Origin of the sequence: Lascolabacillus sp. (assembly GCF_028696275.1) — a bacterium.
Classification (GTDB): domain Bacteria; phylum Bacteroidota; class Bacteroidia; order Bacteroidales; family Dysgonomonadaceae; genus Proteiniphilum; species Proteiniphilum massiliensis.
In genome coordinates this window covers 30,199-53,207 of sequence record NZ_JAQVHI010000012.1, presented here as the reverse complement: position 1 = coordinate 53,207, position 23,009 = coordinate 30,199, and the positions used below count along the sequence as shown (strand labels likewise).

Below are 23,009 nucleotides of genomic sequence, written 5' to 3'. Positions count from 1 at the left end.
TACAGAATATACAATGGTATACAGATATGACTTTCTAGTAATTGGCTCAGGTATAGCAGGTATGAGCTATGCTTTGAAAGTGGCAAATTATGGTAAAGTAGCTATTATTGCAAAAAACCAGCTTGAGGAAGCAAATACTTATTATGCACAGGGGGGTATAGCATCAGTTACAAATCCATGGGATAATTTTGAGAAGCATATTGCTGACACTTTGGATGCCGGGGGCGGGCTTTGTGATCAGTTGGTTGTTGAAAAAGTTGTCAGAGAGGCACCTGCTCAGATCAGAGAGCTTATTAACTGGGGCGTGAATTTTGATAAGGATGATAAAGGTAACTTCGATCTTCATAAGGAGGGTGGACATTCCGAATTCCGTATTCTTCATCATAAAGATAATACAGGTGCTGAGATTCAGGTCAGCTTGATAGATGCGATAAGGAGACATCCGAATATAGATGTATTTGACAACCATTTTGCAATTGAAGTACTCACACAACATCACTTGGGTCAGGTAGTTACTCGACATACACCCGGAATTGAGTGTTATGGTGCATATATCCTGAACCAGGAGACAAATGAGATTGATACTTTTTTATCAAAGGTTACAATGATGGCTACAGGGGGCATAGGATCAGTATATCAGACTACTACCAATCCTGATGTGGCAACAGGAGATGGCATTGCCATGGTTGCACGTGCTAAAGGAGAAGTGAAAGGGATGGAGTTTGTACAATTTCATCCAACTGCACTTTATCACCCAGGAGCCAGACCCTCATTTCTTATTACTGAAGCGATGAGGGGTTATGGAGGAGTGCTCAAGACCTTGAAAGGAAAGGAGTTTATGCATAAATATGATGAGCGGGGTTCACTTGCTCCACGTGATATAGTTGCTCGTGCCATTGATACAGAAATGAAGGAGCGAGGTTATGATCATGTGTTTCTGGATGTTACTTTTAAAGATCCGGAGGAGACAAAAAAACACTTTCCTACTATTTATCAGAAGTGTCTCTCATATGGAATTGATATAACAAAAGATATGATCCCTGTTGCTCCTGCTGCTCATTATCTATGTGGGGGAATCAGTGTAAATCTTGATGGAGAGACAAGTATTGGTCGTTTGTATGCCAACGGTGAGTGTGCATGTACCGGATTGCATGGAGCAAATCGTCTTGCATCAAATTCTTTAATTGAGGCAGTTGTGTATGCCGACGCTGCAGCTAAACACTCCGTTCCGCTAATTAAAAATTATACCTTTCAGGAAGATATCCCACCATGGAATGCAGAAGGAACAACCTCTCCGGAAGAGATGGTTTTAATTACACAGAGCTACAAGGAGGTTGGGCAGATAATGTCATCTTATGTTGGTATTGTTAGATCAGATATCAGACTTAACAGAGCAATGGATAGGCTAAATATCCTGTTTAGGGAAACTGAAAATCTGTTTCAAAGGTCAATTGTTTCACGTGATATATGTGAATTGAGAAATATTATAAAAGTTGGATATCTTGTAATTAAACAGGCAATGGCTAGAAAAGAGAGTAGAGGATTGCATTTTACAGTTGACTATCCTGATCGTGATCCAAATTCAGTTTTATGAATAAATCAATAAATATAAATGGCTCTCTGATTGATCTTTCATCACCTCTTGTGATGGGTATTCTTAATGTTACACCTGATTCATTCTTTAAAAACAGCAGGAAGCAGTCTGAAAAGGATATCATAAACAGGTGTAGGCAAATTATGGATGAAGGGGGATCGATTATTGATTTAGGAGCTCAATCCACTACTCCGACATCAAAATTGTTAACAGCGGCTGAAGAGGCCGAAAGATTGATACCTGCACTAAAAATTATTAGGAGAGAGTTCCCAAAGGTAATTGTTTCAGTAGATACTTTCTATGCTGATGTTGCAAAACAGGCTGTGGAAGAGTTTGGCGCGAATATAGTAAATGATGTGTCAGGTGGACAGATTGATGATCAGATGTTCCCGGTTATTGCATCATTAAATGTTCCATATATATTAATGCATATGAGGGGTGTTCCTCAAACTATGCAGAGTATGACGGATTATGATGACTTTATTCAGGATATATTATACTATTTTTCTGAAAGGAAGGCGAAACTCAACTTATTAGGTGTAAATGATGTGATAATTGATCCTGGTTTTGGATTTAGCAAGACTCTTTCTCAAAACTACGAATTAATGGCATATCTTAAATATTTTCATATCTTTGAGGAGCCTATACTTGTTGGTATATCTCGTAAATCTATGATTTATAAACTGCTGGAATCAACACCCGAAGATAGTCTTAATGGCACCACAGTGCTAAATAGTGTAGCTTTGCTGTCTGGAGCAGATATTCTTCGTGTACACGATGTTAAAGAGGCTGTGGAGTGTGTAAAGATAATTGGTAAGTTGGCTGAGTACGATAAATAAAAGATATGTTAGCTCATTTTGGTATAAAGGATTTTATTGATGTTGTTCTGGTTGCTTTACTACTGTTTTATCTATTCAGATTAGTAAAAATTTCAGGACTCAGACCGCTGTTTATCGGTATTCTGGTATTCATGGTAATATGGATCTTGGTTTCACGTGTATTTAATATGGTGTTACTGGGGTCGATACTTGATCAATTTGTAAGTGTTGGCTTATTTCTGTTAGTAATTCTTTTTCAGGATGAAATAAGAAGGTTTTTAATGTCGTTAGGCTCAAAGAAGAGATGGAATTATATTACAAAATTGATCTTTCCAAGTGAAAGAGATAAAAAGGATCAGTCGCACCTAACAGCAATTGTACTTGCTTGTATGAATCTATCGAAAACAAATACAGGAGCACTAATTGCTGTACAGGGTGATATTCAAATGGGTCTATATGAACAAACGGGTGAAATAGTAAACGCTGATATTTCCTCAAGATTAATTGAGAATATATTCTTTAAGAACAGTCCTTTGCACGATGGTGCTATGATAATTGTAGGAAAGAAAATTAAAGCAGCTGGTTGTATTTTGCCAATATCTCAAAACCCAAATATTCCTAATCACCTGGGATTAAGACATAGGGCCGGACTGGGTATATCTCAGGAAACTGATGCGAAAGTGATAATTGTATCAGAAGAGAGAGGTAGAATATCGTTTGCCTCTCAGGGACGTTTGAAACTGAATATTACTCCTGAAGATTTACAACGGCTTTTAATTGCGGAGGATTAAAGATAATCAGATGATTCTTAAAGAACTGTCAATAATAAACTACAAAAATATCGCTCAGGCTGAGCTTCAACTTTCACCTAAAATAAATTGTTTCATTGGGAACAACGGGATGGGAAAAACAAATCTGCTTGATGCAGTTTACTACTTGTCATTTTGCAGAAGCTACACTAATCCTGTTGATTCACAGATAATAAAACATGACTCTGACATCTGCATGCTGCAGGGGAAATATATCTTTGAGGATTCAACACAGGAAGAAATTTATAGTGGAATTCGCAGAAGACAGAAAAAACAGTTTAAAAGAAATAAAAAAGAGTACGAGCGCTTATCTGATCACATTGGATTAATTCCACTTGTTATGATATCACCTGCCGATATTGAACTTATTACCGGGGCAAGTGAAGGAAGACGCAGATTTATGGATATTGCCATTTCACAGTTTGATAAAGAGTATCTTCGTGCATTAGTGAGGTATAATAAGGCATTGCAGCAAAGAAATGCACTTCTTAAAAACGATGAGGATTTAATTGATATTACTCTGTTAGAACTGTGGGAGGATCAGATGGTTGAGGATGGTGTTTTAATTTATAATAAACGAGTGGAGTTTATTATGAAGCTTACTCCAATGTTCAACGACTTTTATTCACGTGTAAGCGGTTCTGCCGAAACTGTTTCATTTGAATACATATCACAATTAAATGATGGTGATTTTAAGGACAAAATGAAAGGTAACCGTCAACGAGATTTATCTATTGGTCATACAACAGTAGGTGTTCACAGAGATGAACTTGAAATGTTACTTAATGGATTCCCGATTAAAAAAATTGGTTCTCAGGGGCAGAATAAAACATATTTCGTTTCACTGAAACTGGCTCAATTCAAATATCTGCTTGATACTGGTAATACCACCCCTATACTTGTTTTGGATGATATTTTTGACAGGTTGGATTCAAAAAGGGTGGAGGAGATAGTGAAGCTTGTCTCAGAACCAGAATTTGGACAGATCTTTATGTCAGATACCAACCGGGAATCACTTGATAAAATACTTGACAGACTTAATAACGACTCTCACATTTATTCGGTTATTAATGGAGAGATTAACTTGATCTAAACAAAAGGTAAACAGAATAAATATGCAAAAGAAAAATAGTCAGCCTATTTCCAAGGCAATGTCTGACTTTTTTAGTGCAAACAGCGAACTAAAGATGAAGCTGGCAGAATATCGTGCAGTAAATGGATGGAATGAAGTCCTTGGAGAGGGTGTATCCAAATACACTAGGAATGTTTATTTTAGAAGAAATATATTATACGTACAACTATCATCGGCAGTTTTACGTGCCGAACTACTCATGAACAAGAAGGGGTTGATTGATAAAATAAATGAATATGCTGAGTCCCCTGTTGTAAAAGATATTGTTTTGCGTTAAAAGAATGCAGACACACCAAGGTAGAATCCATCAGGATGAGGCGAATTGGGGCGTTGAGCCAGATCGTAATTAAGTGTAATATGTGTGTAACCTAATCTGAAACCTGCACCAACAATGAGTGAAGGTACGAAACCATTTGATTTAATTACTTCTCCTGTTGATTTGTAAGTCAGTTTCGACCAGATATAATTTAATTCCGGCTGAGTAAATATTGTAATAAAATGTACAGGGTAAGTATAGCCGAAAAGGTTAATTCCCAGCAAATTATCTTTATTCTCATAGTTAGAAAGATTTGCCCTGGAATAGTAATATTTTATGCCGGTACCGGCCATAAAATATTGATTGAACTGGTAACCAATCTGTGGCCCCAATCCAAGATGTGTATAGTTCCGACTTAAAGAAAGTCCGAGGTTTGCACCGAAACGCAATTTGCTTTTGTCGAATAGTTCTGCTTTACTCTCGTTGTGATCAGTGATCCGATAATATTCCCTGCCAGAGGAGTGTATATTGCGAGAGTCGTCTGCTCCAACCCTGATTGTATCATAACTGAATCCCTGTGCATTTGCAATAATAGGTAAAAGTAAGAGCAGATATATTAACCAACTTCTCATTTTATCAAACTTTGAAACACAGGGAACAATTCAGTTAGCTGATTTTCAGACAATCTGCTATATAGCAGATAAATTACTCTGTAGGAGTTTCTGTAGGCTGAGCTTGAAATGGAGTTACAGGTGTAACATCAGGCGCAGTTGATGGACTAAGTGGTGCAGGTTGTTGAACTTCAACCTGTGACTGTGGCAGAGCAGAGCTTGAAGCTGTGTATTTAGCAGTCAGGATGCTTAGTAAAATCACAATAGCGGCTAATGTCCAAGTGAATTTTTCAAGGAAATCTGTAGTCTTTCTTACTCCCATAATTTGGTTGGATGAAGAAAAACCGCTTGCTAAACCACCACCCTTTGATTTTTGAACTAATACAGCAAAAATCATCAGTATCGAAGCTAGCAATATCAGAATGGTGATAAAAATATACATAATAACTATTTATTTGTTTTTTTCGTTTATAATCAAATACTCCAGGAAACGAATTTGGTCCGCAAAGTAACTACTTTTTTTCGGAAAAGTCAAACTTAATCGCTTAATTATTGTAAGTGCCTGTTCATATTTCTTTTGCTTGATATAAATCTTTGCAAGTGTTTCAGTTAGAAACTCATTCCCTTCATCATTTACAATATCATCAACATGTTTTTTCTTATTGCTGTCACTCTTTTCTTTAAATGGGCGTATTTGAATTGGATCTGATTCATTGTTTTTTATGAAAGCATCTATTATGTCTTGATGCTGAAACGGTTCGGGAGAAGACTCCCGCCTAGTTTCTTCTCCTAATGATTCCAGATACCCAAAGTAATCTGTTGTGACATAATTTATCTCTGGTGTATAAGTTGGTGTTTCAATTATATCCTCTTTTCCAAAAGAGGTAAAGTACGAATCAAGTAATGCTTCTGTTCTGTCCCTTTTCTCTTGAAAGTTCCTCCCTTGAGGGAAAAGTAGATTTTCATATTCCTCATTATAGATCATATAGAAAAGTTTTCTTCTATCGGCACATAAAACTGCTGTTTTAGCTAATTCTTCACCATACTGTTCATTATCGGATTTCAGTAGTTCTCTAGTGTAAAGTAGTCTGGCAGATTGAAAGTATGGATACTCTTCTATAATACATTGTAATTCATCAATTGATAAATTTTCAATGGATTCACCATCTATCAGCCGATATAAATTATCCTTTTCCATATACCTTACCAGTTAGCCATCGTAGCATTGAATATCTGATCTACAATTTCATCAATAAGTTCATTAATCAATTGATCTTGAACTGAGTCGAATACTGTATTACTAGAGAAAGTACGGTTTGCAGAAATAGTCTCTTCCATTTGAGGTGCATCTGTTTTATTATTGCGAAACCTCATTCTAACAGTCATAGTTAATCGTGTCTCTGAAGCAAATGCATCTTCCTGAACTGCTAATGGTGTTAACTGATAACCTACAATTTCTCCCTCAATTTCCATATCACCATTCTGATCAACCAGTTGTAGTTTGGTGTTACGGGTAAACATATCAATCATTGATTCATTAAATCTTTGTTCGAGAGGAGGATATACTAAAGGAGCCTGATTTATAAAGCGTCCAATAGTCAATGTCTTTGTAAGATCATAATCAATGGATGCAGTCCTGAAAGAATAGGAAATACGACATGAGCTAACCACAAAGATCAGCAATAACAAAGAAATATATTTTATACTCTTCATAAGTGGTTTTTTATTATAAATCGTACTCCTTAATTTTTCTGTAAAGTGTACGTTCAGATATTCCAAGATCTTTAGCTGCTAATTTTCTTTTACCGTTATGACGCTCAAGAGCTTTAGCAATCATATCTTTTTCCACTTCACTAATAGACAGTGAACTTTCTTCATACTCTGTAGCTTCCTGTATGTCATGACCTTCAGTTTTACTTATAGCAAAATTATCTGTGAAATGTTCATATTTCACAGGAACAGCTACTCGTGTGTGATCACTTGGTATTATAGTTGAAGAATGAGTGCCGGAATCTTCTAATATACTGTTTACTACCTGCTTGAGATCTGATATGTCCTTTTTCATATCAAACAGTACCTGATATAGAATCTCACGCTCATTGGCAAAAGATTTATGTTCAGACTCATGTATCTTTGATAATGAAACAGGAAGCATACCAACTTCATGATCCGGCAAATAGTTTTGCAATATTTCAGATGTAATAATACGCTCATTTTCAATAATTGATATCTGTTCGGTAATGTTTTTTAGTTGCCTTACGTTGCCGGGCCATCTGTAACTTTTTAGTAGTTCAATTGCATCTTCTGACAGATTGATTTGCGGCATCATATATTTTTCAGCACAGTCTGCAGCAAATTTTCTGAATAAGAGAGGTATATCGTCTCTGCGATTGCGAAGTGGAGGAATACGAATGGGTACAGTATTGAGTCTGAAATAGAGATCTTCTCTGAATTTACCTTTTTCAACTGCATTAACCAAATCTAGATTAGTTGCAGCAACTACTCGCACATCACTCTTCTCTACTTTTGAGGATCCTACTTTTATAAATTCTCCACTCTCCAATACTCTAAGCAGACGCGCCTGAGTTGACAAAGGCAGTTCTCCCACTTCATCCAAAAACAGTGTTCCACCATCAGCAACTTCAAAATAACCTTTTCGGGTTCCTGTAGCACCGGTAAAAGAGCCTTTTTCATGTCCAAATAGCTCAGAGTCAATAGTTCCTTCAGGTATGGAGCCGCAATTGATTGCAAAATATGGTCCATGTTTTCGTTTACTGAACTGATGAACTATCTGGGGGAAGTTTTCCTTGCCGACTCCACTTTCACCCGTAATTAGTACAGACAGATCTGTTGGTGCAACCTGTAGTGCTATATCAATTGCACGATCCAGTTCAGGAGACGTACCAATTATTTCGAATCTTTGTTTGATTTGCTGTATTGATTGCTTCGCCATAAATGAGTGAATGTTTTTTTATTTTTTTCCTAACGAATAAGTTCTTTCTTTAAGGAATTTTCCTAGTTCAACTGTATCACCATTTAACTCTTTTATAACATCCGGCATTATAGGTTCGCCTAAAGTAATTACAACTTTTTTGCCTTTTTTATTGTATAGCTCGTGACATAACCTAAGATTACGAAACTTCCAGCCAAACATTCTTGAAAGATAAAAAGACATACTGTTATGCCCTGAAATATGAACAGGAATTACGGGTATACCTGATTTTTGAATAATCTTAAGCACGGCTGGTTGCCAATCCCTATCCTCGATCACAAATTTTCCTTTTTTAAAATATAGGTTTGAAACAGCTCCGGCAGGAAAAAATCCCATAGGATATTTTTTCTTAATATGAGCAATGCTTTCCCTTATACCGGCAAACGTTACCTTGTTTTTATCTTCATTACCAAATGGGTCTACAGTGATAAAGTTTTCTGACATTGTGTCGATAAGGCCCAAAATATGATTAACCATTATCTTGTAATTATCAACACGACTAGCAAAAGTTTCTATTACTGCAATACCATCTATATGACCGTATGGGTGATTTGAGACTGTGATGAATGGCTTATCCTTAAAATCATCCAGAACTTCAATATTTTGTAATATACGTATTACTCCTAATTTATCCAAAACATCTTTGCAAAACTCGTGGCTTGTAAGATGTTTTGACCGGTTGTAAATTTCATTTGGAACATGTAAAGCCGAAATCTTTATGCCAATATCAATAAGTTTGTCACCATAGCTTCCACGAAATACCGGGTGTAAACCCCTTAAGTCATCTCTACTAATTAATGCGTCCTTCATTAGCCCTAATTCATAAGTTAAAGTTTAAGCAAGCTCTTTTATCAGTTTGATAATCTTTTCTCCTATGTTTTTTGCATCTTCTTCAGAACCTGCTTCTGAATAAATACGAATTATGGGTTCTGTGTTAGATTTTCTCAAATGCACCCATTTGTCTTGGAAGTCAATTTTTACACCATCTATGTCTGTTACTTTTTCATTACTGAATCTCTCTTTTACCTTTTCCAGAATGTTGTCAATATTCATATCCCTTGTAAGTTCTACTTTCTGCTTCGACATAAAGTAAGAAGGATATTTTCTTCTTAGCTCAGAAGGCTTTTTCCCGGTCTTGGCAAGCTGTGTAAGAAATAGAGCTATACCTACCAGAGCGTCGCGACCAAAGTGAGATGCAGGATAGATTATACCGCCATTTCCTTCTCCACCTATTACAGCTTTCACCTCTTTCATTTTAGCAACAACATTTACTTCTCCTACCGCAGCAGCATAGTAATTTCCTCCCTTCTGAACTGTTACATCTCGTAGAGCTCTTGATGAGCTGAGATTTGAAACAGTATTACCGGGAGTGTGTTCTAATACGTAATCAGCTACTGCAACCAAAGTGTACTCTTCTCCGAAAGGTTCACCATTTTCACAATATATTGCTAATCTGTCGACGTCAGGGTCAACAGCAAACCCTACATCTGCTTTTGAACTACGTGTCAGTGACGATAGTTTAGTAAGGTTCTCAGGTAAAGGCTCAGGATTATGAGAGAAATTACCATGAGGTGCACAGTGCAGTTTAAAAATCTCTTTTACACCTAGTGCATATAATAGCTCAGGAATTGCAATTCCACCCACTGAGTTTACACAGTCAATAGCAACACAGAAATTAGCATCCTTAATCGCTTTTGTGTCTACAAGATCCAGCGAAAGTATACTTTGGATATGCTCATGCAGATATTGCTTCTGGGTTATTTTACCCAATTCATCTACTTCAACAAATGAGAACTCCTCTTTTTCCGCATAAGATAATATCTTTTCTCCATCTTCGGCGCTAAGAAACTCACCTTTATTGTCTAATAGCTTCAAGGCGTTCCATTGCTTAGGGTTGTGACTGGCAGTTATGATTATACCACCGGCTGCATTTTCTTTAGTTACTGCAATTTCTGTTGTAGGTGTCGTAGCCATACCGATATCAGTGACATCACATCCCATGCCTATTAATGTGCCAGTTATCACACGATGTACCATTTCACCTGAAATGCGGGCATCACGGCCCACTACTATAACAGGTTTACCTGAATTGGAACTTTCTTTGATAAAAGAAGCATAAGCAGCTGTGAATTTAACTATATCAAGAGGTGTCAGATTGTCTCCGGGATATCCCCCAATTGTGCCTCTGATTCCGGATATTGATTTAATTAATGTCATAAAAATTGTTTATTGGAATTACCAAATCTGATTTTCGAATCTGTATTCCACATAGTCGTAATATGTGGGTTGATATTGTTGTCTGTCAGTTGCAGAACCCATATTGAATGGGACTATTAATTTTACAATTCCATTATGGCCAACTCTAGTTAATGGGACAGCCAGACCGGGAATATTGTAATAGTTTTTACTGTTTGAGTTTACAGGACCGTAAAATTCTATCTCAAAAGGCATTGTGCTTGTTAAGTTGGAGAATTTTACAGAATCATCAACCATAAAATATACTCCACTGAAACGAGCATATACTTTTTCTGCTATCTTAAGATTCTTTGTTGTATCTCCATAGTCAACAATATTATAATATACTCCTGATTCGGGATCTTTGTAAAAATCACCTTGATTAAAGACGCCGTTGCCAGGGAACTTTTCCAGTACCGAGAAATTATTTTTAAGTATAAAAAGTTCTATGGCTTTTGTCTCATCTTTAAGATAATCTGCATAGGTTTTCCTATCCTTGCAAGATGAGGCAAAAAGCAGTAGCGTGGATAATAGTATAAAAATGGTTTCAAATCTTTTCATGTTTATCTTTGTGTAAATAAATTTGTAGACAAAAATACATAAACTAAACAATAACTATTATTTAAAATGGGTTAATCCTCATTAACTGCCATTATTAATCTCTCCTTGTATTTCTCCAATCCTTCTGAATAAATTTTTAATGCTTCTTCCAAGCTGCCCTGAAATTCTCCTCCTGATGCGTTTACATGTCCACCTCCATTAAAAAACTCTGAAGCAAACTCATTGCATCGGAATGATTTCTGAGATCGGAATGATATCTTGACCATACCTTCCTCTTCACGTATAAATGTTGAAAAAATGATTCCTTTGATGCTTAGCGGATAATTTACAAATCCTTCTGTGTCGCCTTTGCTGTAACGGAATTGCGACTGATCTTCGTTTGAAAGATATAGTAGGGCTGCATGTTTGTCGTGATAAACCTCCATCCTTTGAGAAAGGGTAAAGCCTAGCAATCTGAATCTCTCTTCAGAATAGTTGTTGAAGACTTTTGAATAAATTGCATCTTTGTCGATATCCTTTCGCAGTATCATGCTAATTATTTCATATATCTCGGGATCCGCAGAATTGTAAGTGAAACCACCGGTATCCGTCATCATTCCACAGTAAATTGATTCAGCTTCGGCTTTTGTCATTTCACTATATTCTCCTGCTTGATATATGAATCTGAATATCAATTCACTTGTTGATGAAATATGAGGCTTAGAAACAATTATGTCGAAATCTTCACCTGGAAAAGGGTGATGATCAATCATGATTTTTGTTGCTTTGGAGGTTTCCAGTACAGTTGACATTTCTCCTGCTCTTTTTAATATATTATAATCGAGAGAGAAGATCAGATCAGCATTTGAAAGAATTTTTGCTCCTGCTGATGGATTGTACTCAAATATTTCAATATTATTTGCTCCATCCATCCATTTGAGGAAATATGGGAATGAATTGGGAACAATTATCATTACATTTTTACCTCTGTTCTTAATAAAATGATACAGTGCGAGCGAGGAACCTATAGCATCCCCATCAGGAGATATATGCGTGGTGATTACAATCTTATCAGAGTTGTCAATATAGTCGATAATCTGTTCCACTTTGTGGGGTTCAATTACTTCGCTTATATATGGTAAATTATGCATTTTACTATTTAAATCTTTGATGCTAATCAACAAAAGTAGTAAAAATTCAGTTATAGTATGTCATCTTTGCATACATCGTCGCATATAATACACGAGCAAATATATTATTTTATTACCCATTTATAAGAGTATATGTAGAGGTCAGTGAAAACATCAAAATTGAAGAAAGGGCGATAATCAATGACTTAGATCTATGGCTGAATAGCCAGTGGCCAAAACTAAATGTTATTGTAAAAAGTAGTAAAAGCTGTAACACTGAGATACTTATATTTGATATCTGTGCTAAAGGCAACATTTCAACTTTATAAACAATGAATATTGTGATTTCTGTAGCTGTTTTAATAAACCATTGGAATATGCTGAATAGAAGCTCAAATACTTTTAAATTTAATTGAGTTAGCAGACTGATTATTATTAAAGGTACGACAGAGTATATTATTACTCCAATTAGCGGTACTACTAAAATATTTGTTATTATGAAGTATGTCGGGAATGTCCCGAAATAAAAGAGTACAAGAGGGAAAACCCCTAATTGAGCTGATAGAGATATTGTAAACAGATTATAAACGTATTTTGCAACTATATTGGAAGGTGTGTATATAATATTAAACTTAGGCATGAAAAACAGTATGGCAACAACTGCAGCAAAGCTCATCTGAAAACTAATATCGAATAGGTAAAATGGACGATATATCAGAATAAAATACGCGGCAGCCGACAGAGTATTATAGGTAAACCCCCTTCGGTTGAATATTTTAGCGATGCAGTTTATAGTGAGCATTATAGCTGCTCTGATTACGGAAGCAGACATGCCTGCAATAAAAACGTATGACCATAGCATAATGATTATGATCAACTGTTTAACTTTATTTGTTGTACCCTGCTTCCTTAGGAATGAGAATAAGAGACTAATAACTACGTATATTATGCCGACATGTAATCCGCTAACTGCAAGAACATGGGCTGTGCCTGATATTCGAAAAGCTTCCCGAAGGTCTTCTGTAAGATCCTCTTTATATCCAAGTGTTAAAGCTGATATTAAGGAATAAGCATCATCACTCAATTCAAAACTTTTATAAAAATTCAGAGCTTTTAATCGAAATCTTTGAGATATTGTATATAAAGAGACTGATTTCCTGTTTGTGTTTTCCCATGCAGTTGAGGGTATATATGCTGATCCTGAATAACCCTTAATTTTCATATATCTGACATAATCAAAGGTGTCAATTTTTTCGAAATTTCTAAAAGCTTGTATTCTGGCCTGAAACACTATCTCATCTCCTGGCTTAAGTGAATAGGATCGATCATCCTGCTGTATATACAATATTACTTTTTTCCCTTCCTGATTGTTGATCTTTACGTCACATGCGATAGTCTTAGGTTTAATTTTAGGAATATCAGTAATAGTTCCTATATAATATTGTGTGTTTTCATTGAAATTGTAAAGAGCTTTTTTTTCATGTTGATGATATTGCACCTGTGTTAACGATACAATAAATAAAAAGGTGCCGGCTCCAAACAGCCATCTAAGGTGGAATCTGTTTCTGTTACCTATTATGAAAGATATAAAGATTATGATTATGCCGGAAATTCCAGATATCAGTTTACTATAGTAAGAGAAGTCGGGCAGACATGAGCTAATAACAATACCTGTAATTACCGGGATCAATAACCTGAAAAAAGGTGTTTTCCCAATCTCACTGGACATATTATTAAGGTAAATAAAAAGAGTATAAAGAAAAAACCTTTAAAGAGCTTTTAATTGACGAATGGTTTCTTCTGGATTTTCAGATGAAAATACAAAACTGCCTGCAACAAGCGCATCAGCTCCGGCATCTACCAGTTTCCTGCCAGTTTCCAGGTTTACTCCTCCATCTACTTGTATTAGGGCAGAAGCATTTTGCCTTAGAATCATATCTTTGAGCTGTGTTACTTTCTTTACTGAGTTTTCAATAAATTTTTGGCCCCCAAATCCCGGGTTAACCGACATTAGAAGTACCATGTCGACATCTTTTATTATATCCTCTAATAAGGAAACCGGAGTGTGAGGATTAAGTGTAACAGCAGGCTTCATCCCATTATCCCTAATTTGCTGCACTACTCTGTGTAAGTGTGTGCAAGCCTCAAAATGTACATTCATATATGTTGTACCGGTAGCAGCTATTTCCTTGATGAACTTTTCAGGCTGTACTATCATCAAGTGTGTATCAAGAGGCTTTTTTGATATCTTTTTCAGGAGGTTGGTAACTGCAAACCCAAAAGAGATGTTTGGCACAAAGACTCCATCCATAATGTCAAGGTGGATCCAATCTGCTTCACTGCGGTTTAGCATTTCAATATCCCTTTCGAGGTTTAAAAAATCTGCGGATAAAAGTGACGGTGCAACAATTGTGCTCATAATTAACATTTTTATTTATTCAAAAGTAGTTGAAAAAACTTAAATATCCAACTATCAATTAAATGACGCCACTATCAGCAATTTTAAAGTCAGTAATGCTTTATGGATGAAATGTAAGAACTTTCAATTAGTTTAAACAGATTATCTTGTCAGGGAAATTAAGCTCCTCTACAATATATACAGATGAGGCAAACTGTCTTATAACAGTAGAAGTAATTTTAGACAGATTCAGACTGTCCGTCATATAACTATTTTTTTTGTCAGGAATTTCTGGAATAAATAAACTCATTTCATCTTTGGTTGTTTAATTAAAACGTAACTACTTATTCAATATTGTAACTAGTTAAAATAAAAACAGTAAATTATTACTTATGTGTATTATTTACATATCTTTGCAACGAATTAAAACTAAAAAAGAATTAGAATGAAGAAAACAATTTATTTACTTTTGACTGCTGTAGTTTTTCTAATGTCATGTCAAAATAAAAATTACACTATAAAAGGTATAGTTGCTGACTCAGCATACGAAGGCACAAATGTGTACATGCAGGAAATGACAGATAACTCTATGATTGTTACTGATACTGCAGTAGTTCAAAATGGAGAATTTACATTCACAGGGTCAGCTGAGACTTCATTTCTCCGATTTGTTACATTAGACGAGACCGTAAATTATGAGAATGAGATTAGAGTGCCAGTATTGGTAGAACCGGGTAGAGTAGAACTTGTATTTGACTCGGTAATAACTGTTAGTGGTACTCCGGTTAACAATGCATATAATGACTTGAGAGTTGAGCAACGTGCACTTATATCAAAAATAAGAAAAGTTGTGGAACGCTTTAATAATGCCAATTCAGAAGGTATTATGACAAGTGAACTTGAAAGTGAAATTAATCAGGAATATGACAATATCAGCAATCAGTTAACCCAACTAAACTTTGATTTCGTTAAGAGTAACATTGGAAATCAACTTGGTCAGTATGTATTTGTTTCTTCTTCATCTATGTTTGAGCCTATACAACAAAAGGAAATTTTATATCTTGCTGATGAATCCTTCAAGTCAAAAGAAACTGTACAAAGAATAGTAGAACGTTTAGAGAGTCTCGATAAAGTGGCTGTAGGCAAGAAGTTTGCAGATTTCACATTAAAAGATCCTGAAGGAAACGATGTTTCACTTTCTGATTATGCAGGACAGGGCAAGTATGTTCTTGTTGATTTCTGGGCTGCATGGTGCGGACCTTGTCGACAGGAAATGCCAAATGTTGTTGCTGCATACGATAAATATAAATCTAAAGGATTTGAAGTAGTAGGGGTCTCTTTTGATCAGGATTATGATACATGGACTAAGGGTATTGCTGATCTTAAGATGACATGGCCACAGATGTCAGATCTGCAATACTGGGATAGTCCTATTGTTGATCTTTATGCTATTCTGGGAATTCCTCATACAGTTCTTTTGGATAAAGATGGAGTAATTATTGAAAAAGATCTTAGAGGAGATGCTCTTAATGAAAAACTGGCTGAATTAATGCCTTAATGCATAATTCTCCATATAGAATATAAATGCTTATAAAAAGTGGATTTAAAATGGTCCACTTTTTTTATGTTTCCTGTTATAATAGAACGGATTCACCATGTTAAAATCAATGAATGTAGATCTAATTGTTACATGTGGCATCTGAAATAGTTTTCAATAAAAAATTTATACCTATTTTTGCATAAAAGAGATTAAATATGAAACCATCTGAAAGAATCCTCATTTTACTTTTAGGTGTCTTTCTGACCATTTTTTACACCACTTCACTAACTGCACAAAGCAGAAGTTTTACTGTAGTGATAGACCCCGGACATGGGGGAAGAGATCCCGGTGCATTAGGGTCAACATCAAAAGAGAAAGATATCGTTTTGTCTGTAGGACTTAAATTGGGTAAATTAATAGAAGATAATCACCCTGATGTAAAAGTTATATATACACGGGATAAGGATGTTTTTGTACCTCTTAATCAGCGTGCAACAATAGCCAATAAGGCTCATGCAGATCTCTTTATCTCTTTGCATTGCAATGCTCTTGACAGAAGAAAAACTTCACCACAAGGAGTGGAGACTTTTGTACTTGGTTTACACAGGAGTAATGATAACCTGGATGTGGCAAAAGCTGAAAACGCCGTAATTATGTACGAAGATGACTACTCTGTGAAATATGAGGGATTTAACCCTAATGAACCGGAATCTTACATAATTTTTGAATTTATGGCAAACGAATTCCTTGATCAAAGCGTTCAGCTTGCCTCATTAGTTCAAAATCAGTTAGTCTCAAACTCTAAAAGAGTAAACAGAAATGTTCGTCAGGCAGGATTTCTTGTGTTGCGCGAAGTGGCAATGCCCAGTGTATTAGTTGAATTGGGATATATAAGTAATAAACAGGAAGAGAACTATTTGAAAAGCAGTAGTGGGCAGACCTCATTGGCAAACTCAATATATAATGGCTTCAGGGAGTATAAGAGAGAACATGACAAGAAGAGTTTTGTTTTCTCGAACAGAAACCTCGGAACACCTGATAGCAGGTCGGGCGGAGTAGTTCAGTCAATCGGAGGAATAGAGTACAGAATACAGATATTCGCTTCTGTCAATAAGCTGGAAAATGGAGCTCCTGAATTTAAAGGTCTAGGACCAGTAGATTTTTATAAAGATGGCAACCTTTATAAGTATACATATGGAAAGACCAATAATCCAAATGATTTAAAAAACGAGCTCAGAGATGTAAAGAAGAAATTCAAGGATGCTTTTATAATTGAGTTAGAGAATGGCAAACGCGTTAAATAAACAGTAATGAATATGAAAAATAATCTGAGCAGAAATGCGTTAATCGGACTGGCTTTTATAGCTAGCTTATTTATGATATACTTCGGGATTAATTTCCTGAAAGGAGCAAATGTCTTTAAGAAACAGAATCAATATTATGCAATATTCGGAGATGTGTCAAAATTGCTGATCTCTTCACCTGTCTATGTTAAAGGTTATCAAGTAGGACTAATCAATAATATTAAAATGGCAGATTCAGATCCTATCCAGTTTTTAGTAGGTATAAACCTTGAGGAAGATTTTAAAATTCCAGAAGGAAGCTACCTGCAATATGGAATAGATATGTTTGGAGCATCTACCGTTAATCTGGTTTTAGTGGCTTCTGACAAATATCTTCAACCAGGAGATACACTTTCTGGAGATAAAGAGATAGGTCTAATGGATGGTGTAGCCGGAGTTATGCCAAGAGCGGACTCAATTCTTATTAAAATTGATTCAATAGTTTATTCACTAAACAAATTAATTTCACACCCTGTAGTAGAAAGCTCAATTATAGGATTAGGGTCTGCTGTTGATCAGCTTAATAATACAAGTATGAGCCTTAACAGGATTGTAAATACAATTGAGAAAGACCTGCCTCAGATAAGTCAGAATCTAAATTCTGCAACAGAAGATTTAAAAACCGTAAGTGATAATCTCTCACAATTTGATTTAAATAAAACTTATGCATCGATTGATGAGACAATAAATAATTTAAAATTGTTAACAGATAAGTTGAATAGTAACAATAATTCACTAGGATTATTGTTGAACGACACTAGTCTTCATGACAGTATAAATGTCACAATAGACAATGCAACCCGGTTGCTTGAAGACATAAGAGAGAATCCTGACCGATATTTGACAATAAGGTTGAAGCTATTTTAAAATTGCGATAAATAGACTCATTCTAAATAGAGTGAATTGCTCAGTCCATATTTGATCATGCTGTTAGCCCGACTAAATGAGAGTTTGAGACAATAAATTCATAAATTTTAAAGACTCAAAGGTTTTTTTTATATCTACTTGTTAATCAGCTTGATTTGATTTTGCGTTGATGTGTAAATGTTTTGTTATGAGGATATTAGCTCTATTTGATTGATTGATAGCATTTTCTCCCGATAATCGATTTTGAAGAAAAAGTTTCATTTTTATTTCTCGTTTTTTTTTTCAAAATTTGTAATTCAATTGCGAAAAGAGAAAATCATTTTTATTTTTTTGAACTTTTAGAACTAAATGAATAGTAATTGCACTGATTTATGGAACAACTGTCTGAATGTGATTCGGGATAATATCCCTGAACCGGCATTTAATACATGGTTTGCACCTATTGTTCCTTTAAAATACGAGAAGCAGGTACTTACTATACAAGTTCCAAGTCAATTCTTCTATGAATATCTGGAAGATAAATATCTCGATCTTATTCAACAGACTCTTTATCGTGAAATTGGTGAAGGTACTATACTGAATTATAGGATTCTTGTTGAAACAGAAAGTAACACCGCAGTAGAAATGCGCGGTGAAAGTAAGAAGTTTCCCTCGATTGAAAATAAACCTAATAAGAGAGTTACTGCTAAAGTTCCAAGCCCTTTTGATATAGTTGAAACTCCTGAGTTTGACTCACAGATAAACTCTAAATATACATTCAATAATTTCTTCGAAGGAGATAGCAATAAATTAGCTAGAACCGCAGCTGATGCAGTTGCTCTGAATCCTGCTAAAACTGCATTTAACCCTTTTTTTCTACATGGTAATTCCGGTGTAGGTAAAACGCATTTATGTCACGCTATCGGCTCAAAAATTCTTGAACTATATCCCGAAAAGAAAGTACTCTATATCTCAGCGCATCTTTTTAAGGTACAATACACAGATGCCAGAAGATTTAATACTATCAACGATTTTATTAATTTCTATCAGGGTATAGATGTGCTTATAATTGATGATATTCAGGAACTATCAGGTTTAGAGAAAACTCAAAATACATTTTTCCACATATTTAATCATCTCCATCAGAATAATAAGCAGTTGATTATGACTTCTGATTGCGCGCCTATGGATATGCAGGGTGTTGAGGAGAGATTACTTACGCGTTTCCGTTGGGGACTAACTGCACAGCTTGAGCGTCCTGACAAGGAGTTACGAAAGAGGATTCTGCAAAATAAGGTGTTATCTGACGGTCTTTCTATACCAGAGGATGTAATCGATTATATTGCTGAAAGTGTCACTGAGAACGTACGCGACCTTGAAGGTATCATCGTTTCACTTATGGCTCACTCAATAATCAATAATCGTGAAATAGATATGAATCTTGCGCGAAGAGTTGTTGAGCAGAGTATTAAGTTCGAAAAGAAGCGTATTACTGTTAAGAAGATACAGGAGACTGTTTCAGATTTTTATAATATAAATAAAGATCTAATTCAATCTTCATCTCGTAAACGTGAAATAGTACAAGCACGTCAGGTTACAATGTTCTTCATTAAAAAGCATACCGAACTGTCACTTTCACAAATAGGGGTACAAGTAGGAAACCGTAGTCACGCTACTGTACTTCATGCTTGCAATACAGTCAAGAACTACTATGATGTTGATAAAAGTTTCCGTTCTGATCTTGAAGAAATAGAGAGAATGCTTAAATCATAATATCCTAGCCTCTCTTTAATATTACCCGCAATATTCACTTTTCCCCTATTTCTCTTTTGACTAAGTAAAGTAAATAACTATATTTGCTGTACTCAAGTATATCATATAAGAAATGAAGTATTTAAATAACAGCAGCTTAATCCTGATTATGCTGTTGATAGGTTTTTCTCTGAAAGCTCAGGTACCTGAAGGATATTACTCATCAGCTGAAGGCAAAAGTGGAGCAGAACTTAAAACAGCACTGTTTAATATAATAAAAGAGCCTAAAGTAGTAGCTTATTCAGAACTATGGAAGGCATTTGAGAAAACTGACTCCCGAAAAAATAATATTGTTTGGGATATTTATTCTGATAATGCTATGGGAAGTGCTGAATACTACTATACATTTTCTAAAGACAGATGTGGAACTTTCAAAAAAGAGGGTGACTGCTATAATCGGGAACACACTTTGCCAAGAAGCTGGTTTAAAGGTTCAAGGTTGCTTGAATCTGATCTTTACCACGTTTATCCTACCGATGGCTATGTGAATAACCGCCGGAGTAACTTTCCTTTTGGTGAAGTTGGTATTTCAATCTGGGAATCAACAAACGGATCTAAGGTAGGACAAAACACTTTTGGGAATTATACTAAAACTGTTTTTGAACCTATAGATGAATATAAAGGAGATATAGCTCGTACCTACTTTTATATGGTTACAGCATATGAGGATATAGTTCCTTTGTGGAGATCTGATCAATTAAGTGAAAGTAGTTATCCCGGACTAAGTGAATGGTCACTACAACTTCTGCTTAAATGGCACCGACAAGATCCTGTGAGCTTAAAAGAGGTTCGAAGAAATGAAGAGGTGAGCAAAATTCAGGGTAATAGAAACCCATTTATTGATTACCCTCAGCTTGTAGAATATGTTTGGGGTGCTGATAGTTCTTTGGCATTTGAGCCAGATAGTTTGACAGACAGTTTCGTATTAATAGAATATAGTCCTTTTGAACGTTGGCTTACACAACAAAGATGGGTAGAAAACCTAAAACAGTATTTTAACAGAGAAAAGTGATGAAGAAGACATGCATTACGTTTTTTCTATTCTCATTATTCTTCTTTACTACATTTGGATCAGTCAAAAGAGACACTCTTACAATTGCGGTAATAACTGACATACATTATTTGTCATCGGAATTTACTGAAGAGGGAGATGCTCTGGATGCTTATGAAAGGATAACTGGCAGAAATATTCAAGATTTGCATGAGGTACTTGATAAGGTACTGACCAATTTAATTGAAGAAGATGTTGATATATTGCTTGTCACTGGAGATATTACCAATCATGGTGAGAAGTTGAGCCATAAAGAATTCATTGATAAAATATTACCACTTACTGAGACCGGTGTTGGCGTTTATATAATACCCGGTAATCATGATATTAATATACCTAATGCAAAAAACTATATCGGAGATAAGGCTGGTCATGCTGAAAATATATCAAAAGAGGAGTTTACTAACCTCTACAAATCGATGGGGTTTTCAAATGCAATCAGCAGAGATAGTTGCTCTTTAAGTTACTTGGCAGAGATAGACCAAGATACATGGTTGCTTGCAATAGATACAAATCGCTATGATGAGTATGATAGCGGTTATATTTCTGCTGGCAGGATAAGGCAGGGGACAATGCAATGGATCTTGAATATTCTCACAGAGGCCGATAATAAGGGTATACGCATTTTAGGCATGATGCATCATGGCTTAATTGAGCATATGTCACTTCAGAGCACATTTTTCCCTGAATACCTTGTAGAGGATTGGAAGGAAAATGCTGATATGCTTGCAGAGGCTGGACTTGAGATTGTTTTTACGGGTCATTTTCATTCCAACGATATTAGTTTAAGAACCACAGCTTCAGGCAAAACAATATATGATGTGCAGACCGCTAGTTTGTCTCAGTTTCCATTTGCATATAGAATAATGAAATTAAGCGACAGAAGTATATCTATAGATACTAAATTTATTACCTCTATTCCCGGAAACGAGAATTTAGAAGAAGAGTATAAGAGAAAGCTAGAATCTGCAACACGCCGAGCTGCAGTCAGCAAATTAAAAGATCTTGCCATCCCTATGTCTGAAGAGATGAAAAAGGTCCTTTCAGATCTTATTGTGAAGCTGAATATTGCTCATGTAAAGGGAGATGAAAAAGAAGATCCCGAAATTATGTCTGCTGTAAAATCCTTCGCTTTATTACTGGGAAATGATACTGAAGAGGTTGATTTCTCTTTTGATTTTCCTCCTGAAGACAATAAACTTGTTATTGAATTTAGATCACGTGATGAGAAAAATTAAGAGAAGTGATATGAGGGAGAGTGATAAACACCTGAAGTTATGCCTGAAGCATGGAGTCATTGAAGCTGGATGCGATGAGGCTGGTCGAGGCTGCTTAGCGGGACCGGTATTTGCAGCTGCAGTAATACTTCCTGAAAATTTTAACTGTAATGAACTAAATGATTCAAAACAGCTGACATTGAAACAGAGGAATGAGTTGAGGTATGTTATTGAGGAAAATGCATTAAGCTACTCAGTTGCTTTTTGTACCCCTGAAGAAATAGATCATCTTAATATCCTATGGGCATCAGTAGCTGCAATGCACAGAGCGTTAGAAGGACTTAAAATATTGCCTGAGCATATAATTGTAGACGGGAATCGTTTCAAACCTTTTAATGAAATACCATATAGCTGTGTAGTAAAGGGTGATGCAGAGTACCAGTCGATTGCAGCAGCTTCAATCTTGGCAAAAACATACCGTGATGAATATATGAAAAATCTTCATGATCAGTTTCCGATGTATGACTGGGATTGTAATAAAGGTTATCCTACTCCAGCTCATAAAAAAGCAATTCGTGAAAATGGAATCACTGTTCATCATCGTAAAAGCTTTAACCTGTTTGAGAGACAGCTTGAACTGGACTTTTAATGTCCTAATGTGTACTTATCCGGTTTTATCAATAAT

At 35.7% G+C, this 23,009-nt stretch carries 23 protein-coding genes; 12 read left to right on the top strand and 11 right to left on the bottom strand.

Annotated features, from left to right (window positions below; genetic code table 11):
* The first annotated feature begins 13 nt into the window (after positions 1-13).
* Genes nadB through PHO43_RS04940 form a run of 5 tightly spaced genes read left to right on the top strand, consistent with a single transcriptional unit; the run spans position 14 to position 4,630 of the window.
* Positions 14-1,594: an L-aspartate oxidase gene (gene nadB, locus PHO43_RS04960; protein WP_045090704.1), complete on the top strand. Its 1,581-nt coding sequence runs from the start codon at positions 14-16 to the stop codon at positions 1,592-1,594.
* Positions 1,591-2,433, top strand: a complete 843-nt coding sequence (folP, locus tag PHO43_RS04955) for a dihydropteroate synthase (protein WP_045090705.1) — start codon at positions 1,591-1,593, stop codon at positions 2,431-2,433. Before nadB ends, folP begins: the two co-directional genes overlap by 4 nt.
* Before the next feature lie 5 nt (positions 2,434-2,438).
* On the top strand, positions 2,439-3,203 hold the full coding sequence (gene cdaA / locus PHO43_RS04950; protein ID WP_045090706.1) for a diadenylate cyclase CdaA: 765 nt from the start codon (positions 2,439-2,441) through the stop codon (positions 3,201-3,203).
* A gap of 10 nt (positions 3,204-3,213) precedes the next feature.
* The gene (gene recF, locus PHO43_RS04945; RefSeq protein WP_045090707.1) at positions 3,214-4,314 is read left to right on the top strand and encodes a DNA replication/repair protein RecF; all 1,101 of its coding nucleotides are present in this window, start codon (positions 3,214-3,216) and stop codon (positions 4,312-4,314) included.
* Positions 4,315-4,336: 22 nt separating this feature from the next.
* Complete coding sequence (locus PHO43_RS04940; protein ID WP_045090708.1) at positions 4,337-4,630, top strand: DciA family protein; 294 nt, start codon at positions 4,337-4,339, stop codon at positions 4,628-4,630.
* Here the strand turns inward: PHO43_RS04940 and PHO43_RS04935 are convergent.
* The 11 genes from PHO43_RS04935 to rpe form a co-directional block, all read right to left on the bottom strand.
* Positions 4,627-5,241 carry a hypothetical protein gene (locus PHO43_RS04935; protein ID WP_045090709.1) on the bottom strand — a complete coding sequence of 205 codons (615 nt, stop codon included), beginning with the start codon at positions 5,239-5,241 and terminating at the stop codon, positions 4,627-4,629. The two genes, PHO43_RS04940 and PHO43_RS04935, sit on opposite strands and share 4 nt — an antisense overlap.
* A gap of 73 nt (positions 5,242-5,314) precedes the next feature.
* Positions 5,315-5,662, bottom strand: coding sequence for a preprotein translocase subunit SecG (gene secG, locus PHO43_RS04930; RefSeq protein WP_045090710.1), 348 nt, complete (start codon positions 5,660-5,662; stop codon positions 5,315-5,317).
* 9 nt (positions 5,663-5,671) lie between these two features.
* Entirely contained in the window at positions 5,672-6,418 is a 747-nt protein-coding gene (locus PHO43_RS04925; RefSeq protein WP_288011503.1) for a DUF8458 domain-containing protein, read from the bottom strand.
* A gap of 5 nt (positions 6,419-6,423) precedes the next feature.
* Positions 6,424-6,933, bottom strand: coding sequence for an LPS assembly lipoprotein LptE (gene lptE, locus PHO43_RS04920; RefSeq protein ID WP_053826922.1), 510 nt, complete (start codon positions 6,931-6,933; stop codon positions 6,424-6,426).
* Positions 6,934-6,946: 13 nt separating this feature from the next.
* On the bottom strand, positions 6,947-8,173 hold the full coding sequence (locus PHO43_RS04915) for a sigma-54 interaction domain-containing protein (RefSeq protein ID WP_288009597.1): 1,227 nt from the start codon (positions 8,171-8,173) through the stop codon (positions 6,947-6,949).
* Positions 8,174-8,191: 18 nt separating this feature from the next.
* Complete coding sequence (locus PHO43_RS04910) at positions 8,192-9,022, bottom strand: 1-acyl-sn-glycerol-3-phosphate acyltransferase (protein WP_045090713.1); 831 nt, start codon at positions 9,020-9,022, stop codon at positions 8,192-8,194.
* Between the two features lie 24 nt (positions 9,023-9,046).
* A complete protein-coding gene (gene glmM, locus PHO43_RS04905; protein ID WP_288011502.1) occupies positions 9,047-10,429 on the bottom strand; it encodes a phosphoglucosamine mutase in 1,383 nt (460 codons plus the stop codon).
* 18 nt (positions 10,430-10,447) lie between these two features.
* Positions 10,448-11,008, bottom strand: coding sequence for a BamK family beta-barrel-assembly machinery protein (gene bamK / locus PHO43_RS04900; protein WP_045090715.1), 561 nt, complete (start codon positions 11,006-11,008; stop codon positions 10,448-10,450).
* A 71-nt stretch (positions 11,009-11,079) separates the two neighbouring features.
* Positions 11,080-12,138, bottom strand: coding sequence for a DHH family phosphoesterase (locus tag PHO43_RS04895; RefSeq protein WP_288009602.1), 1,059 nt, complete (start codon positions 12,136-12,138; stop codon positions 11,080-11,082).
* Between the two features lie 112 nt (positions 12,139-12,250).
* Positions 12,251-13,846 carry a ComEC/Rec2 family competence protein gene (locus PHO43_RS04890; protein WP_288011500.1) on the bottom strand — a complete coding sequence of 532 codons (1,596 nt, stop codon included), beginning with the start codon at positions 13,844-13,846 and terminating at the stop codon, positions 12,251-12,253.
* A gap of 39 nt (positions 13,847-13,885) precedes the next feature.
* A complete protein-coding gene (gene rpe / locus PHO43_RS04885; RefSeq protein WP_045090718.1) occupies positions 13,886-14,536 on the bottom strand; it encodes a ribulose-phosphate 3-epimerase in 651 nt (216 codons plus the stop codon).
* Between the two features lie 424 nt (positions 14,537-14,960).
* Between rpe and PHO43_RS04880 the strand changes: the two genes are divergently transcribed.
* The 7 genes from PHO43_RS04880 (at position 14,961) to rnhB (ending at position 22,973) form a co-directional block, all read left to right on the top strand.
* The gene (locus tag PHO43_RS04880; RefSeq protein ID WP_288009604.1) at positions 14,961-16,073 is read left to right on the top strand and encodes a TlpA disulfide reductase family protein; all 1,113 of its coding nucleotides are present in this window, start codon (positions 14,961-14,963) and stop codon (positions 16,071-16,073) included.
* Positions 16,074-16,270: 197 nt separating this feature from the next.
* Positions 16,271-17,359 carry an N-acetylmuramoyl-L-alanine amidase family protein gene (locus PHO43_RS04875; RefSeq protein WP_045090720.1) on the top strand — a complete coding sequence of 363 codons (1,089 nt, stop codon included), beginning with the start codon at positions 16,271-16,273 and terminating at the stop codon, positions 17,357-17,359.
* A gap of 12 nt (positions 17,360-17,371) precedes the next feature.
* The gene (locus PHO43_RS04870; RefSeq protein ID WP_045090721.1) at positions 17,372-18,265 is read left to right on the top strand and encodes an MlaD family protein; all 894 of its coding nucleotides are present in this window, start codon (positions 17,372-17,374) and stop codon (positions 18,263-18,265) included.
* Between the two features lie 348 nt (positions 18,266-18,613).
* Positions 18,614-20,017, top strand: a complete 1,404-nt coding sequence (dnaA, locus tag PHO43_RS04865; protein ID WP_045088756.1) for a chromosomal replication initiator protein DnaA — start codon at positions 18,614-18,616, stop codon at positions 20,015-20,017.
* 112 nt (positions 20,018-20,129) lie between these two features.
* Entirely contained in the window at positions 20,130-21,068 is a 939-nt protein-coding gene (locus PHO43_RS04860; protein ID WP_053826913.1) for an HNH endonuclease signature motif containing protein, read from the top strand.
* Complete coding sequence (locus PHO43_RS04855; protein WP_288011498.1) at positions 21,068-22,345, top strand: metallophosphoesterase family protein; 1,278 nt, start codon at positions 21,068-21,070, stop codon at positions 22,343-22,345. Before PHO43_RS04860 ends, PHO43_RS04855 begins: the two co-directional genes overlap by 1 nt.
* Positions 22,332-22,973: a ribonuclease HII gene (rnhB, locus tag PHO43_RS04850; RefSeq protein WP_502867177.1), complete on the top strand. Its 642-nt coding sequence runs from the start codon at positions 22,332-22,334 to the stop codon at positions 22,971-22,973. Before PHO43_RS04855 ends, rnhB begins: the two co-directional genes overlap by 14 nt.
* The last annotated feature ends 36 nt before the right edge of the window (positions 22,974-23,009 follow it).